The following is a 13285-nucleotide window of genomic DNA, read 5'->3' as shown; positions in this document are numbered from 1 at the left end:
CGAACCATGAGTGACAAGGAAGATGCCGCGCCCGCTGCGAAAAAGAAGGGCAAGCTGGTCAAGATTCTCGGCTTAGTGCTGGGCTTGGGCGTGCTGGTCGGCGGCGGCGTCGGTGCGGGGCTGTATGCGGCCAGCAGCGGCCTAGTCGGCGGCGCGCACGGCGCGGCCAAGGATGACCCGAACAAGCCGCACCTCGTGCCCAAGTCCGAGCAGAAGCGCGCAGGCGAAGGCGGCGGTGAAGGCGGTCACGGCGGCGGCGAGGAAGCCGCGAGCAGCAGCCACGGCGGGCTGCCCACGCCCGAGAGCATGGCGGGCGACAAATTCGCGTCCAATTACTACCCGATGGAAAAGGAGTTCACCTCCAACCTCCAGGACTCGACGCATTTCGTCCAGGTCGGGGTCGCGATCTCGACGCCGTACGACGACAAGGTGATCGAGCATCTGAAAACCAACGACATCGCGATCCGATCGGCGATTCTGATGACGCTGGGCGACACCACGGAGGAGCAGGTGTTCACCAGCCAAGGCAAGCAGCAGCTGGCGCGCAAGCTGACCGCCGCGATCAACGGCGTGCTCGAACAAAAGGAAGGATTCGGCGGGGTCAGTAACGTCTACTTTACCAATTTCGTTGTTCAGTGAACGGGCATGGTTAACAGGCCCGCAACCCCCGAATCGACGCCGGCGCGCAAACCCGCACCCGCTCGCCCCGCGTCCGAGCGGCGCGAGCGCACGCGCGGGGCTGTAGGCGCGGACGCGGGGCTGCTGGGCCAGAGCAAGCTGCACCCCTTCGGCGACCTGCACACGCTGCAGCATCTGTCGGCCAGGCTGGCGCGCAACCTGCGGCCGGTGTTCGAGGGCTATATGCGGGCCGAAACGCGCTGCTGGGCCGAGCCGCTCGAGGTGGTGCGCTTCTCCGATTATCGCGCCGAGCGCGGCGACGCGCTGACCGCGTGGCTGCCGATGGGCATGGACGGGCGCGCGATGCTGTGCGCGGTCGACGGCGCGTTCGTCGTCGGACTGCTCGACATCTTCTTCGGCGGCACCGGCACCGGTCCGGCAACCGCGACCGACCTGTCCCCCGCCGCCGAGGCGCTGGTGACGCGGCTGGGCGCCGGGATCGCCGACCAGTTGGAGTTGACGTGGGAGCCGGTGGCGCGCGCCGCCTTCTCGGTCGGCATCTGCGAGACGAACGCGGCGCACGTGTCGGGCATCGAGGCCGACGAGGTCATGGTCGTCACGCGCTTCGGCGTGGCGAGCGAGACTGCCAAGCCGGTGTTCGTCGACCTGCTCTATCCGGTCGCGGCGCTCAAACCCTTCACGCAGGTGCTGACCGGCAAGGTCGTCGCCAAGCCGGCCGAGGTCGATGCCGGGTGGCAGATGGCGCTGACGCGCGCCGCTATGACGGTGCGCATGCCCGTCCGCTCGGTGCTGGCCGAGCCGGTGCTCCCTTTACGCCGGTTGATGGACCTGAAACCCGGCGACGTGATCCCGATCGCCTTCAACAACGACGTGCCGATCGTGATCGGCGACACCTGCGTCGGCACCGGCACCGTCGGCACTTCGAACGGTCGCGCCGCGATCCGTATTTCCACGCTCAAAGGACCTATCGCATGAACGACATGACCGCCGATTTCGCGGTTGACGCCGCGGTCGCCGCCAATTTGCGGCTGTTGCAGGACGTCGACGTCAAGCTGACGGTCGAGATCGGATCGACGACGCTGGCGCTGCGCGAATTGCTGGCACTGGGTGAGGGCAGCGTGATCGAGCTTGACCGCCAGGCGGGCGAATTGCTCGACGTGTTCGTCAACGGCACGCTGATCGGCCGCGGCGAGGTCGTGACGGTGGGCGAGCGGTTCGGCGTCAAGCTGCTCGAGCTCGTCTCGCCCGAGAAGCGCGGCTGAGGCGCACGCGCGATGATGTGGACCTACGTGCTAAAGCTGATCGTGCTCTTGCCGCTGGTGTGCGGCTTGATGATCGGTTCGCTGTACCTGTGGCGCAAGCTGGAGACGCGGATGCCCGGCGCGGCCGCGACGCGGACCATCGCGGTTCGCGAGACGATGATGATCTCGCCCGGCGTCAAGCTGGCGGTGGTCGAGTTCGAGGGGCGTCGCCTGCTCGTCTCGGTTTCGCGCACCGGCGTGACGCTGGTCGACAAGGGCGGCGCAGTGTCGGCGGCCGACGACTTCGTACCCGCCCCGACGCCGTCGTTCCGCGACGCGCTCGCCAGCCTCACCAAGGGCACGCGCGCGTGAGCATCACCGTTACCCGCACCGGGCGCGGCCCCGCGCTGATCGCGCCCGTGTCGCCCCGCCCGCAGACGGCGCACGGCTGGGTGCGTGTGGTGCTCGCGCTCGCGGCGATCGTCATCATGCTGTGCATCGCGGTGCCTGCCTTCGCGCAAGTGACACCCCCGGCCGGCGCACCCGCCGCGCCGACGCCGGGTGTCGGCGACGCGATCGATCGTGCGCTCGGCCAGCTCTCGCGCGGCGATGCGAGTGCGACGCCGGGTGGCGGGTCGCTGTCCTTGTCGCTCCAGGTGCTCATCATCATGGGACTGCTCACGGTGCTGCCCGGCATCGTGCTGATGATGACCAGCTTCACGCGGATCATCATCGTGCTGTCGATCCTCAGGCAGGCCATGGGATTGCAGCAGACCCCGCCCAACCAGGTGCTGATCGGATTGTCGCTGTTCCTCAGCTTCTTCGTGATGGCGCCGGTGGTGAACCAGATCAACACCACCGCTATCCAGCCTTATGCCGCCGGCCGGTTGAACGGCACGCAGCTGATCTCCACCGCGGGCGCGCCGTTGCACGATTTCATGTCCAAGCAGACGCGGGTCAAGGACGTGACGATGTTCGCCGAGATGGCGAAGTCGGGGCCGTACGCGTCCCCACGCGACATTCCCTACTCGGTGCTGCTGCCCGCGTTCGTGACCAGCGAACTCAAGACCGCGTTCCAGATCGGGTTCCTCGTGTTCCTGCCCTTCATCGTAATCGACCTGGTGGTCGCCACCGTGTTGATGGCGCTCGGCATGATGATGCTGTCGCCGACGATCATCTCGCTGCCGTTCAAGCTGCTGTTGTTCGTGCTTGTCGACGGCTGGGCGCTGACCATGGGCAGCCTCGCCAATTCGTTCGCGACCTGACGCGCGCGCTCTATCCCGACCGACCTATCCTCGCGGAACCCGACCGATGCAGCCCCTCGCCGACGCCGATTATTTCCTGACGATCGCCAACCAGACGATGTGGGTGCTGGCGCTCGCCGCCGCGCCGATCCTGATCCCGGCGCTGCTGTCGGGGCTGATTTTAGGCATGGTGCAGGCGGCGACCTCGATCCAGGAACAGACGCTGTCGTTCGTGCCCAAGCTGATCGTGGTGGCGGTGTCGATCATGATCTTCGGCGCGATGATCCTGGGATTGTTGAGCGATTTCACGGTCGAGATCTTCGCGCGTATTCCGGACTTGGTTCGGTGAGGCGCAGTGCCAGCGCGGCCACGTCCGCGCGTCCGGCACAAGCCCGGCCGGCGGGGCGGATGCCCCGTCCGACGGCGCGGCTTTGCCGCGGCGGGCTTGATCGCATCGCTGTAGCCACGCCGCGGCAAAGCCGCGTCGTCGGACAAGCGCTTCGCGCCTGCCGGCCGCGCTTGGTTGCGTGGGCTGCGACCCGCAGCCTCTCGCACCCTTCACGGTGATGTTCGGCTTCGGCCTCGTCATCGAGCCCCAGCTATGGACGCTGCTGTTCGTGATGATCCGCGTCGGCGCGGCGCTGATCGCGGCACCCGTGTTCGGCAACGTGTCCGTCCCGCTGCCGGTGCGCGTCGCGCTGTCAAGCGCGATCGCGGTGCTGGTGCTCGGCACCAACACGATCCAGGCACCGGCCGAGATCTTCACGCTCACCACCATCATGGCGGTAGTGGCGGAGGCGCTGGTCGGGCTGGCGCTCGGCTTCGTGCTCCAGATCGCGTTCGCCGCGCCACTGGTCGCGGGCGAGATCATCGGCGGCGCGATGGGGATCGGGTTCGCCAACATGATCGACCCCAATTCAGGCCGCTCCAGCCCCGCGATCGGCCAGTTCCTGTCGATCATGCTGACGCTGCTGTTCCTGTCGCTCGACGGGCATCTGGTGTTGGTCGACATGATCGTGCGCAGTTACCGCGCGCTGCCGCCGGGTGCTGCGTGGCTGGGTGCGGGGCAGTTCCGCGACATCGCCTTTTTCGGCGGCTATGCGTTCCTTGCCGGGTTGCTGCTGGCGCTGCCGGTCGGGTTTCTGCTGTTGTGCCTCAACCTCGTCATGGGGATGCTGTCGCGTTCGGCACCCGCGCTCAACCTGTTCGCGATCGGCCTGCCTGCGAGCCTCGCGGTCGGTGTCGTCTCGATCGCGATCGCTTTCCCCGCGATGGGCGATTACCTGCAGGTCATCGTGCGTGAAGCGCTCGCCGCCGCGCAGAGCCTGGTGCTCGCCTGATGTCGGAGGGTGGCGACAAGACAGAAGCCCCAACCGCCAAGCGCCGCAAGGACGCGCGCGAGAAGGGTGACGTCCTCAAGTCGAAGGACCTCGCCACCGCGCTCGTCGTGCTCGCGGGCGTCGCGTGGATGATCTTCTTCGGACCGCAACTGATCGCGGCGTGCAAGGCGGTGATGGCTGCGAGCTTCACCTTTACCCAAGCCGACGTGGAGGATTTCCAGCCGTGGCGGCCGCTGGTGCAGGCGGGATGGAAGCTCGCCCCCGCGCTCGGCACGTTGTTCGCGATCACGATGGCGGCGGCGGTGGTCAGCCAGGCGGCGCTCGGCAGCCTGTCGTTCAACGCCTCGGTGCTGGCGCCCAAGGGCGGTCGCCTCAACCCGGCGTCGGGGCTCAAGCGCATATTCGGGATGAACGGCTGGACCGAACTGGGCAAGTCGCTGCTCAAGGTCGTCCTGCTGGGTGCCATCGGCGCGTACATGCTGTGGGGCGTGGCGCAATCTAGCTTCGGCTTGGCTTATTCCAACATCAACCAGGCGATTTCGTCGCTCGGCTCGACGCTGACCGGCGTGCTGCTAGTAATGGCGATGGGGCTGGTCGGAATCGCGATGCTCGACGTGCCGCTGCAGATCGTCCAGCTGCTCGGCAAACTCCGCATGACCAAGCAGGAGGTCAAGGACGAGCACAAGGAGAGCGAGGGTAACGCCGAGATGAAGGGGCATCAGCGCGCGCAGGCGCGTGCGATGCTGTCGGGCGGGGTGCGCAAGGCGGTGGGCGAGGCGCATGTCGTGTTGACCAACCCGACGCATTTCGCGGTTGCGCTGCGCTACGATCGCGGGCGCGACCAGGTGCCGGTGGTGGTCGCTAAGGGGCGCGGCGCGACCGCGCTGGCGATCCGCGAGCTGGCGGGCGAACGGGGCTTGCAGGTGCTCGAATACCCCGCCCTCGCCCGCGCGGTCTATTACACCAGCCGCGAGGGGCAGGAGGTGCGCGACGACCTCTACCTCGCGATCGCGACGGTGCTGGCGTTCGTGTTCGGCGTCAACGCGGCGGCGGGCGGCACGCAGCCGCCGGTGGACGTGCCGCCGGGCGCGCGCTTCGACGAAAACGGCATCCAGCAAGGGTGAAGAATTGGCAGCAGGCGTAAAGGTTCGGCCCGCGCGGTCGTTTAACGGAACACAGCCATGACCACGACCAGCGCCACCAGCGGCACAACGCCGACGCCCACGCCGACCAAGTCGACGGCCAGCGTCACCACCTCGGCGACCAATTCGCTGCTGACTTCGCTCGGCACCGGTTCGGGGGTCGACACCTCCAGTCTCGTCACCTCGCTGGTCGATGCGCAATTCGCGGCAAAGAAGAGCGCGCTGTCGACCAAGCTCGACACGATCTCGTCGCAGATCTCCGCGGTCGCGACGCTGAAAAGCAACATCACCGATTTCACCAAGGCGCTGGAGAACCTCGTCAAGGGCGGCACGCTCGCGTCGCAGCCGGTGGTGTCGAACGCGGGCGTGCTGTCGGCCACCGCGCTGACGGGCGCGAAACTGTCGGGGCTGAACAGCACTATCAAGGTGACGCAGCTCGCCACCGCGCAGACCGCGGTGAGCGCGAAAGAGCCGACACCCAAGACGACGACGTTCGGTGAAGGCACGCTGACGCTCAAGATCGGGACGATCGAAACCGACATCGACGGCAAGCTGGTGCTGAAGGGCAGCGACGCCGATGGGGACAAGCTGGACGATACGATCGCAATCAAGATCGACGAGACGAACAACACACTGTCTGGCATTGCCGCCGCGATCAACGCGAAGAAGACGGGCGTGACCGCCTCGATCGTGACCGACGCCGATGGCGGGGCGTATCTGTCGCTGAAAGGTGTCACCGGGGCGGCGCAGGCGTTCTCGCTGTCCGCCGACTCGGCCAGCTTGGCACCGTTCGCGGTCAATCCGCTGTCCAGCGCTTCGGCCATGGCGGTGTCGAGCCAGTCGCAGAACGCGCAGCTGACGATGGACGGCGTCGAGGTCGAGCGCGCGTCGAACGAGGTCAGCGACCTGATCGCGGGCGCGAAGCTCAACCTGACCGCGGCTGGCACCACGACGCTGACGTCGAGCCGGCCGACGACCGCGATCACCAATGCGGTCAACGACTTCGTCGACACCTACAACGGGATCGTCGCGACCATCAAGGAACAGACCGATCCGATCACCGGCGTGCTGCGCGCCGATCCGGCGGCGAAGAACCTGTTGCGCGCGCTGCAAGGGCTGACGAGCAAGGTGCTGAACGGCAACGCCGGTGCGGGCGTGCCCAACACACTGGCCGCGATCGGCATCCGCACCACGCGGCAGGGCATGCTTGAGGTCGACAGCAACGCGCTGACCGCGGCGATGACGACCAACGCCGACGCGGTGGAGGCGATGTTCTCCTACGGCACGTCCGACGGCATCTATTCGGCGATGCAGTCGCTGCAATTGAACGCCACCAGCTCGATCTACGGACTGGGCGCGTCGAACAGCAATTACCTGAAGACGCGCAGCGACACGACCGAGAAGCAGGACAAATTGACCGACCAGGCCGCGTCGATGACCGCGCGGTTGACGCAGCAATTCTCCAGCATGAATTCCAAGGTATCGGCGTACAAGTCGACGCAGTCGTTCATGCAGCAGCAGATCGACCAATGGTCGAAGTCGAACTGATAGCGGGGCTCGACTGACATGGCCTATGCATCCGCCCTGCTGCGCGATCCGGCGCGCACCTACCGCGAGATCGACCTCGCCGGTCGCACCGCGGTAGCGGACGGTCCGGCGCTGGTTCAGTTGCTCTACGAGGAGCTGATCGCGGCGCTGCGCACTTCCGCGTGGGCGGCGGAGAACGGGCGCTACGCGGTCAAGAGCGAGCGCGTGACGCGGGCGACCGCGATCCTGTTCGCGCTGGAAGCCAATCTCGATTTCGAGCGCGGGGGCGAGGTGTCAACCGTGCTCGCACGCCTTTACGCCGGCGCGCGCCGGCGCGTGGTGGAGGCGAGTATCGGCCACTCGGGCGCACCGTTCCGCCACGTCGCGGACGAGCTGGACGAGATCGCGCAGGCATGGAAACAGGCGCGCGCGGCTTGAGGCGCAACGCCGGCTAGGCGATGAGGGACGCACGCCGAACACGTCGCGCTGCGCCTTTGTCGCACGGTCCCACCATGCGCGCGCCAGCAGCGTTGCAACGAGATCGGCATCGCTGCCTTAGCGAACTAGGATCGCGGGCCAGTCGCGATGCTGATCGGTCTGCCAGAACGTCGCCGGGTCACGCTCCAGCAGCCAGTCCTTTTCCTCTACCGCAACATGGAGCACGAAGCTGCCGGGATCAGGGGCGGTAGTCGCCGCGAGCGTGCGTTCGCGGAAGCGCAGCGCAGGCTTGCCGTAGGATGTGCCCTGCTCGACTCTTGGCAGCGCAATGCCGACCGCCACGACGGATGACCAGTCCTTCATCGCGCATCTCTCCGACACCGTAGCAATTGCACCCACCGGTTGGTTTATCAAACCACGGTGGCGAGGCCAGCATGAGCCCGGTCTGCACGCGCGGGCGTCACCCGGCGGCTTTCGCACCCACGTAGATCAGCCTCGCGGAACAAGCGTCACCGTTTTCGACTTCACCGTCACTCGACACGGAGACGCTCATGTCGGTTCGTCATTTCGCCACCTTGTTCGGCATCGTTTTCCTGCTCGCGGGTCTGGCGGGCTTCGTGCCCGGCTTGTCGCCCGAGCACCTGCATCCGGGCGTTACGGTCACGGCGTCGTCGCGGCTGGCGCTGGGGCTGTTCCCGGTCAACGTGCTGCACAATCTGGTGCATCTGGCGTTCGGCGTCTGGGGTCTGCTCGCTGCACGGAGCGTCGGCGGCGCTTACGCTTATGCGAAGGGCGTGGCGCTGATCTACGCGGCGCTGACGATCATGGGGCTGATCCCCGCGACCGACACGACCTTCGGCCTGGTGCCGATCTACGGCAACGACATCTGGCTGCACGCGCTGCTCGCGATCGTCGCTGCTTATTTCGGGTTCGTCCACCGCGAGCGTGTCGCGCCCGTGCAGGCCTAAGCGATCAGCCCGCCCCGGTTCCCCGCCCGATCCAGCGGTGGCGCACGAAGAACAGGGTCGTGCCCGCCGCAATCGCAACGCACAAGCCGACGATCGCGTCGAATGCCCAGGGTTCGTGCGCGAACCACAGGCCCTCGACGTTCATGCCGTACAGGCCGGTCAGAAAGGTGAGCGGCAGGAACACCATGGCCGCGATCGCGATCACCAGGCTGCGCGAATCTAGCTGTTCGGCGCGGAGATCGGTCAGCGCCTCGTGCACCACGCCCGCGCGCTCGCGAATCGCCTCCACCTCCTCCGCCATGCGGGCGGCGCGGTCGGCGGCGGCGGACAGATGCGCGCGATCATCATCGCCCAGCCAGTCGCCCGGCAGCGTGGCGAGGCGTTCGAGCGCGATGCGTTGCGGGGCGAGGAAGCGGCGATAATTGATCGCCTCCGACCGCACGCGGGTGACGCCGCGGCGCAGCTCGAAGATGCGCTTGGTATCCAATTCCTGTTCGCAATCGTCGAGCCAATCGCCCAAATCAGCGACGACGGGATCGAGATCCTCGGTGATCTCGGTCGCGAAGGCGGTCAGCAGGTCGCCGGGATCGCGGATCGCGCCCGACTTCACCTCGTCCACCACCGCGTCGAGCGCGACCAGCTTCTTGCGCGTGACCGAGACGAGGCGCCCCTTCGCCGCCCAGATGCGGATCGAGGCGAGCATGTCCGACGAATCGATCTCCTCGTCGGTACGGCCGCGCAGGTTGAGGAAGGCGCTGTCGCCCATCTTCTCGCAGCGCGGGCGCGTCTCGTTGGCGGTCAGCGCGTCGACCGTGAAGGGTTCGAGCTTGGCGCAGTCGCGCAGCCACGCCTGCGCGTGCTCGGCGGTGGTGGCTAGATGCACCCAGACGAACGGCGCGCCGCAGCCGAGCGCATCGGCCAGTTCGACCGGCTCGGCGCGACCATCGGCGATGCGGTAGGCGAAGCCGGTCATGCGGCACCCTCTGCCAGCGCCACGTCAACGGTCAGCCCCTCGGCGCTGGTGTCGGGCGCGGCCTCGGTCGCCTCGCGCACCGCGTCGGCGCGCGCGCGGTCGAGCACCGCCGCGGGCACGTCCGCGCGGTGGGTGACACGATCGGCCTGCGACAGCCAGCGCGCCTCGCGCAGCGTCAGGTCGTCGGGATCGGTTGAGCGCAGCCGTACGTGCTCGACGCGCGGCGGCGCACCCGCGGCGATGCGCGCGACCACGTCGGCGTCGTTATGGTCGCGCATCGGATCGAGCGCGCCGCCTTGTGCCAGCGCGCTGCCGATCGCGCGGCGGCGCGCGGGCGTGTCGGGGAAGCGCGCGCGCAAGGAACCGCGCGCGGCGTGCAGCGCCTCGGCCAGGTGCCCGAGCCGCGCAGGCAGGATTGCCTCCAGCCGCTGACGCACCGCGGCGGCGAGCCCGGCGGAGACGCCGCCGGTGCCGACCGCGACCAGCACCGGCGCGCGATCGACGATCGCGGGCAGCGTGAAGTCGCACAATTCGGGCCGGTCGACGACGTTGACCAGCAGCCCGCGCGCCTTGAGCCGGTGCGCGGCGGCTTCGTCGTCGACCACGACCGCGAGCCGGGCGCCGACGGGTGCGTTTTGGTCATCGGAGGAACGGTACTGCTCCTGCTCGCTGCCCCCATCGCCGTCGCCGTCAGTGCCGGACGGATGCCGCTGCGCACCCACGGAGCCTGCCGGGTCCGAACGCCACGCGCCGTCCTCCCCGACGATCACCGCCCCGGCGCGCTCCAGCAGGCGGCGCTTGGCGTCGGCGGCCTCGCCCTCGCCCACCAGCACCACTGGGCGGCCGGACAGCCGCACGAAGATCGGCAGCGCGGGCCAGTCGCTCACCGGCTTACAACCATTCGGGCACGCGCTCGGCCGCCAGGATCGTCTCAGGCGTAATGCGGTCGGCGACCACGGCGTAGCGGTCGCCGTCGACCAGCACCTCGGGCACGAGCGCGCGGCTGTTGTAGGTCGAGGCCATGGTCGCGCCATACGCGCCCGCGCTGTGGAACACCGCGAGGTCGCCGCTCGCGACGCGGTCAATCTCGCGCGCCATCGCGAAGGTGTCGCCGGTCTCGCACACTGGCCCTGCGATGTTGCCGGTCATCCGCTCGCCTGTGGGCTGAACGGCCGCGAAATCGTGCCACGCATCGTAGAGCGCGGGTCGCGCGAGGTCGTTCATCGCCGCGTCGACAATGACGTAGGGGTTCACGACACCGGGCTTGACCCAGATCACGCGGGTCAGCAGCACGCCCGCGTTCGCCGCGATGACGCGGCCGGGCTCGAACATCAGCTCGACGTCCCAGCCGCGCGTGACGCATTCGACCATCGCACCGTAATCGGCGGGTGGCGTCGGGCGGTCGTCGGCCTTGTAGGCAACGCCCAGGCCGCCGCCCAGATCAACGCGGGTGACGCGGTGACCGCTGCTACGCAGTTCATCGACCAGCGCCTTCACACGGTTGTACGCGGCCTCGAGCGGGGCGAGGTCGAACAACTGGCTGCCGATGTGGATCGCGACGCCTTGCAGGTCGAGGCCCGGCAGCGCTGACAGGCGCGCGAACATCGCCGCTGCCTGATCGATCGGCACGCCGAACTTGTTCTCCTTGCGCCCTGTCGAGATCTTGGCGTGGGTGCCGGCATCGACGTCGGGATTGACGCGCAGCACCGCGCGCGCGGTCAGCCCGCGTTCGGCGGCGAGGCGGGCGAGCACAACGCCCTCCTCCTCCAGCTCGATGTTGAACTGCCCGATCCCGGCGTCGAGCCCACGCAGCAGCTCGGCGGGTGTCTTGCCGACGCCCGAGAACACGATGTCGCGGGCAGGCATACCGGCGGCCAGCGCGCGCGCCATCTCGCCGCCTGAGACGACGTCGGCGCCGTAGCCCTCGGCGGCGAGCAGGCGCAGCACCGCGATGTTGGGGTTGGCCTTGATCGCGTAGGCGAGGTGCTTGCGCGGCACGCCCGACAAGGCGTCGCGGAAGCCGCGCGCGTGGTCGCGGAAAGCGGCGGCGGAATAAACGTAGACGGGGGTGCCGACCTCGTCCGCGATGCGCGACAGCGGCACGCCCTCGCACCACAAGGCGCCGTTCTGATAATGGAAATGGGTCATTGCGGGGGCAGGTCGAACTCGTCGGGCTTGCGCGACTTGGACTGGGTCAGCAGCTCGTTGCTGCGGGTCGGGCGCGCCTGGATGGAGGGGGTGAGCAATTGGCCGGGCGTGGGCGTCGCGGTGGCGCCGACCGGGGCGACTGGCAGCGACGTGCCCGGTGCGGGTTTGAGATCCTGCGTCGAGCCGCAGGCGGCGAGCGACAGGCAGGCGAGCGGCAGCGCAGTGGCGATCAGCAGCGCGGTTCTCATGCCTTTTCTCCCCTCGCCGCCCGGATCGCCGCGCGCACGTTGTCGGGTGCGGTGCCGCCGAAGCTCGTCCGGCTAGCGACCGAGGCATCGACCGACAGCACGTCGAACACACGCGCGTCGATCCGCGCGTCGATCGCCTGAAGGTCGGCGAGCGGCACGCGGTCGAGCGTGACGCCCAACGCTTCCGCACGCGCCACCGCGCGGCCGGTGATGTGATGCGCCTCGCGGAACGGCACGTCGCCTTCGCGCACCAGCCAGTCGGCCAGATCGGTGGCGGTCGCGAACCCGCTCTCGGCGAGAGCGCGCATCCGATCGGTGCGGAAAGTGACGCTCTCCACCATCCCGGTTATCGCCGCCAAACAGAGCCCGAGCAGGTCGTGCGCCTCGAACACCGGCGGCTTGTCGTCCTGCATGTCCTTCGAATAAGCGAGCGGCAGGCCCTTCATCGTCACGGTCAGGCTAACGAGGCAGCCGGTGATCCGCCCGGCGTGGCCGCGCACCAGCTCGGCGGCGTCGGGGTTGCGCTTCTGCGGCATGATCGAGCTGCCGGTCGACCATTGGTCGCTCAAGCTGATGAACCCGAACGGCTGCGACGCCCACAGCACGAACTCCTCGGCGAGCCGCGACAAGTGGAGCGCGCACTGCGTCGCTGCCATCAGGTAATCGAGCGCGAAGTCGCGGTCGCTGACCGCGTCGAGCGAGTTGCGCGTCGGCGCGTCGAAGCCGAGCGCCTCGGCGGTCGCGTGGCGATCAACCGGGAAACCGGTGCCGGCGAGCGCGGCGGAGCCGAGCGGGCACAGATTGGCACGCGCGCGATTGTCGGCGAAGCGGCTTGCGTCGCGTGCGATCATCTCGTGATAGGCCATCAGGTGATGGCCGAGCGTCACCGGCTGCGCGGATTGCAGGTGGGTGAAGCCGGGCATCACGCTGCCGGCATGCTCCTCGGCACGCGCGAGCAGCGCGGTGTCGAGCGCGGCAAGTGCTGCGAGCACCTGGTCGGTCGCGTCGCGAACCCAAAGCTTGAAATCGGTCGCGACCTGATCGTTGCGGCTGCGCGCGGTGTGGAGGCGTCCGGCTACGGGTCCAATCGCGTCGGCGAGCCGCGCCTCGGTCGCCATGTGGATGTCCTCGAGTGCCAAGTCGACCGGCACGCCGTTCGCCTCGTAATCGTCGGCGACTTGCGCGAGCCCGGCCGAGATCGCGGCGGCGTCATCCCTCGACACGATGCCCTGCGCGCCCAGCATCGCGACGTGTGCGCGGCTCCCCGCGATATCCTGCCTCCACATCCGCTTGTCGAAGGGGATCGAGGCATTTATCTCGCGCATCACGGCCGCCGGTCCTTCGGCGAACCGCCCGCCCCACATCTGATTGGAAGCT

At 68.2% G+C, this 13285-nt stretch carries 17 protein-coding genes; 11 read left to right on the top strand and 6 right to left on the bottom strand.

Annotated elements, in window-relative coordinates; genetic code table 11:
* Positions 1-6: 6 nt before the first annotated feature.
* The 10 genes from HRV97_RS08610 to HRV97_RS08565 all read left to right on the top strand — a co-directional run bounded on the left by HRV97_RS08610 (position 7) and on the right by HRV97_RS08565 (position 7571).
* The gene (locus tag HRV97_RS08610; protein ID WP_174193864.1) at positions 7-639 is read left to right on the top strand and encodes a flagellar basal body-associated FliL family protein; all 633 of its coding nucleotides are present in this window, start codon (positions 7-9) and stop codon (positions 637-639) included.
* 6 nt (positions 640-645) lie between these two features.
* Positions 646-1614, top strand: coding sequence for a flagellar motor switch protein FliM (locus tag HRV97_RS08605; protein WP_174193863.1), 969 nt, complete (start codon positions 646-648; stop codon positions 1612-1614).
* Positions 1611-1901, top strand: coding sequence for a flagellar motor switch protein FliN (fliN, locus tag HRV97_RS08600; RefSeq protein WP_174193862.1), 291 nt, complete (start codon positions 1611-1613; stop codon positions 1899-1901). Before HRV97_RS08605 ends, fliN begins: the two co-directional genes overlap by 4 nt.
* Positions 1902-1913: 12 nt before the next feature.
* Complete coding sequence (locus HRV97_RS08595; protein WP_174193861.1) at positions 1914-2252, top strand: FliO/MopB family protein; 339 nt, start codon at positions 1914-1916, stop codon at positions 2250-2252.
* The gene (fliP, locus tag HRV97_RS08590) at positions 2249-3145 is read left to right on the top strand and encodes a flagellar type III secretion system pore protein FliP (protein ID WP_174193860.1); all 897 of its coding nucleotides are present in this window, start codon (positions 2249-2251) and stop codon (positions 3143-3145) included. The genes HRV97_RS08595 and fliP overlap by 4 nt, the downstream gene beginning before the upstream one ends.
* Before the next feature lie 46 nt (positions 3146-3191).
* Entirely contained in the window at positions 3192-3473 is a 282-nt protein-coding gene (fliQ, locus tag HRV97_RS08585) for a flagellar biosynthesis protein FliQ (RefSeq protein ID WP_174193859.1), read from the top strand.
* A gap of 217 nt (positions 3474-3690) precedes the next feature.
* A complete protein-coding gene (gene fliR, locus HRV97_RS08580) occupies positions 3691-4464 on the top strand; it encodes a flagellar biosynthetic protein FliR (protein WP_174193858.1) in 774 nt (257 codons plus the stop codon).
* Positions 4464-5588 carry an EscU/YscU/HrcU family type III secretion system export apparatus switch protein gene (locus tag HRV97_RS08575; protein ID WP_174193857.1) on the top strand — a complete coding sequence of 375 codons (1125 nt, stop codon included), beginning with the start codon at positions 4464-4466 and terminating at the stop codon, positions 5586-5588. The genes fliR and HRV97_RS08575 overlap by 1 nt, the downstream gene beginning before the upstream one ends.
* A 57-nt stretch (positions 5589-5645) precedes the next feature.
* On the top strand, positions 5646-7154 hold the full coding sequence (gene fliD, locus HRV97_RS08570; protein WP_174193856.1) for a flagellar filament capping protein FliD: 1509 nt from the start codon (positions 5646-5648) through the stop codon (positions 7152-7154).
* Between the two features lie 18 nt (positions 7155-7172).
* Positions 7173-7571, top strand: coding sequence for a flagellar export chaperone FliS (locus tag HRV97_RS08565; RefSeq protein ID WP_174193855.1), 399 nt, complete (start codon positions 7173-7175; stop codon positions 7569-7571).
* Between the two features lie 117 nt (positions 7572-7688).
* Here HRV97_RS08565 and HRV97_RS08560 read toward each other — a convergent pair whose 3' ends face one another.
* The gene (locus HRV97_RS08560) at positions 7689-7934 is read right to left on the bottom strand and encodes a hypothetical protein (protein ID WP_174193854.1); all 246 of its coding nucleotides are present in this window, start codon (positions 7932-7934) and stop codon (positions 7689-7691) included.
* 188 nt (positions 7935-8122) lie between these two features.
* On the opposite strand from HRV97_RS08560, the gene HRV97_RS08555 reads away from it, so the two are divergent.
* Positions 8123-8539: a DUF4383 domain-containing protein gene (locus tag HRV97_RS08555; RefSeq protein ID WP_174193853.1), complete on the top strand. Its 417-nt coding sequence runs from the start codon at positions 8123-8125 to the stop codon at positions 8537-8539.
* Between the two features lie 4 nt (positions 8540-8543).
* On the opposite strand, the gene HRV97_RS08550 is transcribed toward HRV97_RS08555, so the two are convergent.
* The 5 genes from HRV97_RS08550 to argH are packed head-to-tail and all read right to left on the bottom strand — an operon-like array spanning position 8544 to position 13272.
* On the bottom strand, positions 8544-9512 hold the full coding sequence (locus HRV97_RS08550; RefSeq protein ID WP_174193852.1) for a CorA family divalent cation transporter: 969 nt from the start codon (positions 9510-9512) through the stop codon (positions 8544-8546).
* Complete coding sequence (locus tag HRV97_RS08545; RefSeq protein WP_174193851.1) at positions 9509-10399, bottom strand: NAD(P)-dependent oxidoreductase; 891 nt, start codon at positions 10397-10399, stop codon at positions 9509-9511. The genes HRV97_RS08550 and HRV97_RS08545 overlap by 4 nt, the downstream gene beginning before the upstream one ends.
* Positions 10400-10403: 4 nt before the next feature.
* On the bottom strand, positions 10404-11660 hold the full coding sequence (lysA, locus tag HRV97_RS08540; protein WP_174193850.1) for a diaminopimelate decarboxylase: 1257 nt from the start codon (positions 11658-11660) through the stop codon (positions 10404-10406).
* Entirely contained in the window at positions 11657-11908 is a 252-nt protein-coding gene (locus tag HRV97_RS08535; protein WP_174193849.1) for a hypothetical protein, read from the bottom strand. Before HRV97_RS08535 ends, lysA begins: the two co-directional genes overlap by 4 nt.
* Entirely contained in the window at positions 11905-13272 is a 1368-nt protein-coding gene (gene argH / locus HRV97_RS08530) for an argininosuccinate lyase (RefSeq protein ID WP_174193848.1), read from the bottom strand. Before argH ends, HRV97_RS08535 begins: the two co-directional genes overlap by 4 nt.
* Positions 13273-13285: the final 13 nt, after the last annotated feature.

It is taken from the genome of Sphingomonas hominis, from assembly GCF_013328205.1.
Classification (GTDB): Bacteria; Pseudomonadota; Alphaproteobacteria; order Sphingomonadales; family Sphingomonadaceae; genus Sphingomonas; species Sphingomonas hominis.
Note: the sequence above shows the minus strand (reverse complement) of the source record. Positions and strands in the feature narration are given on the sequence as shown.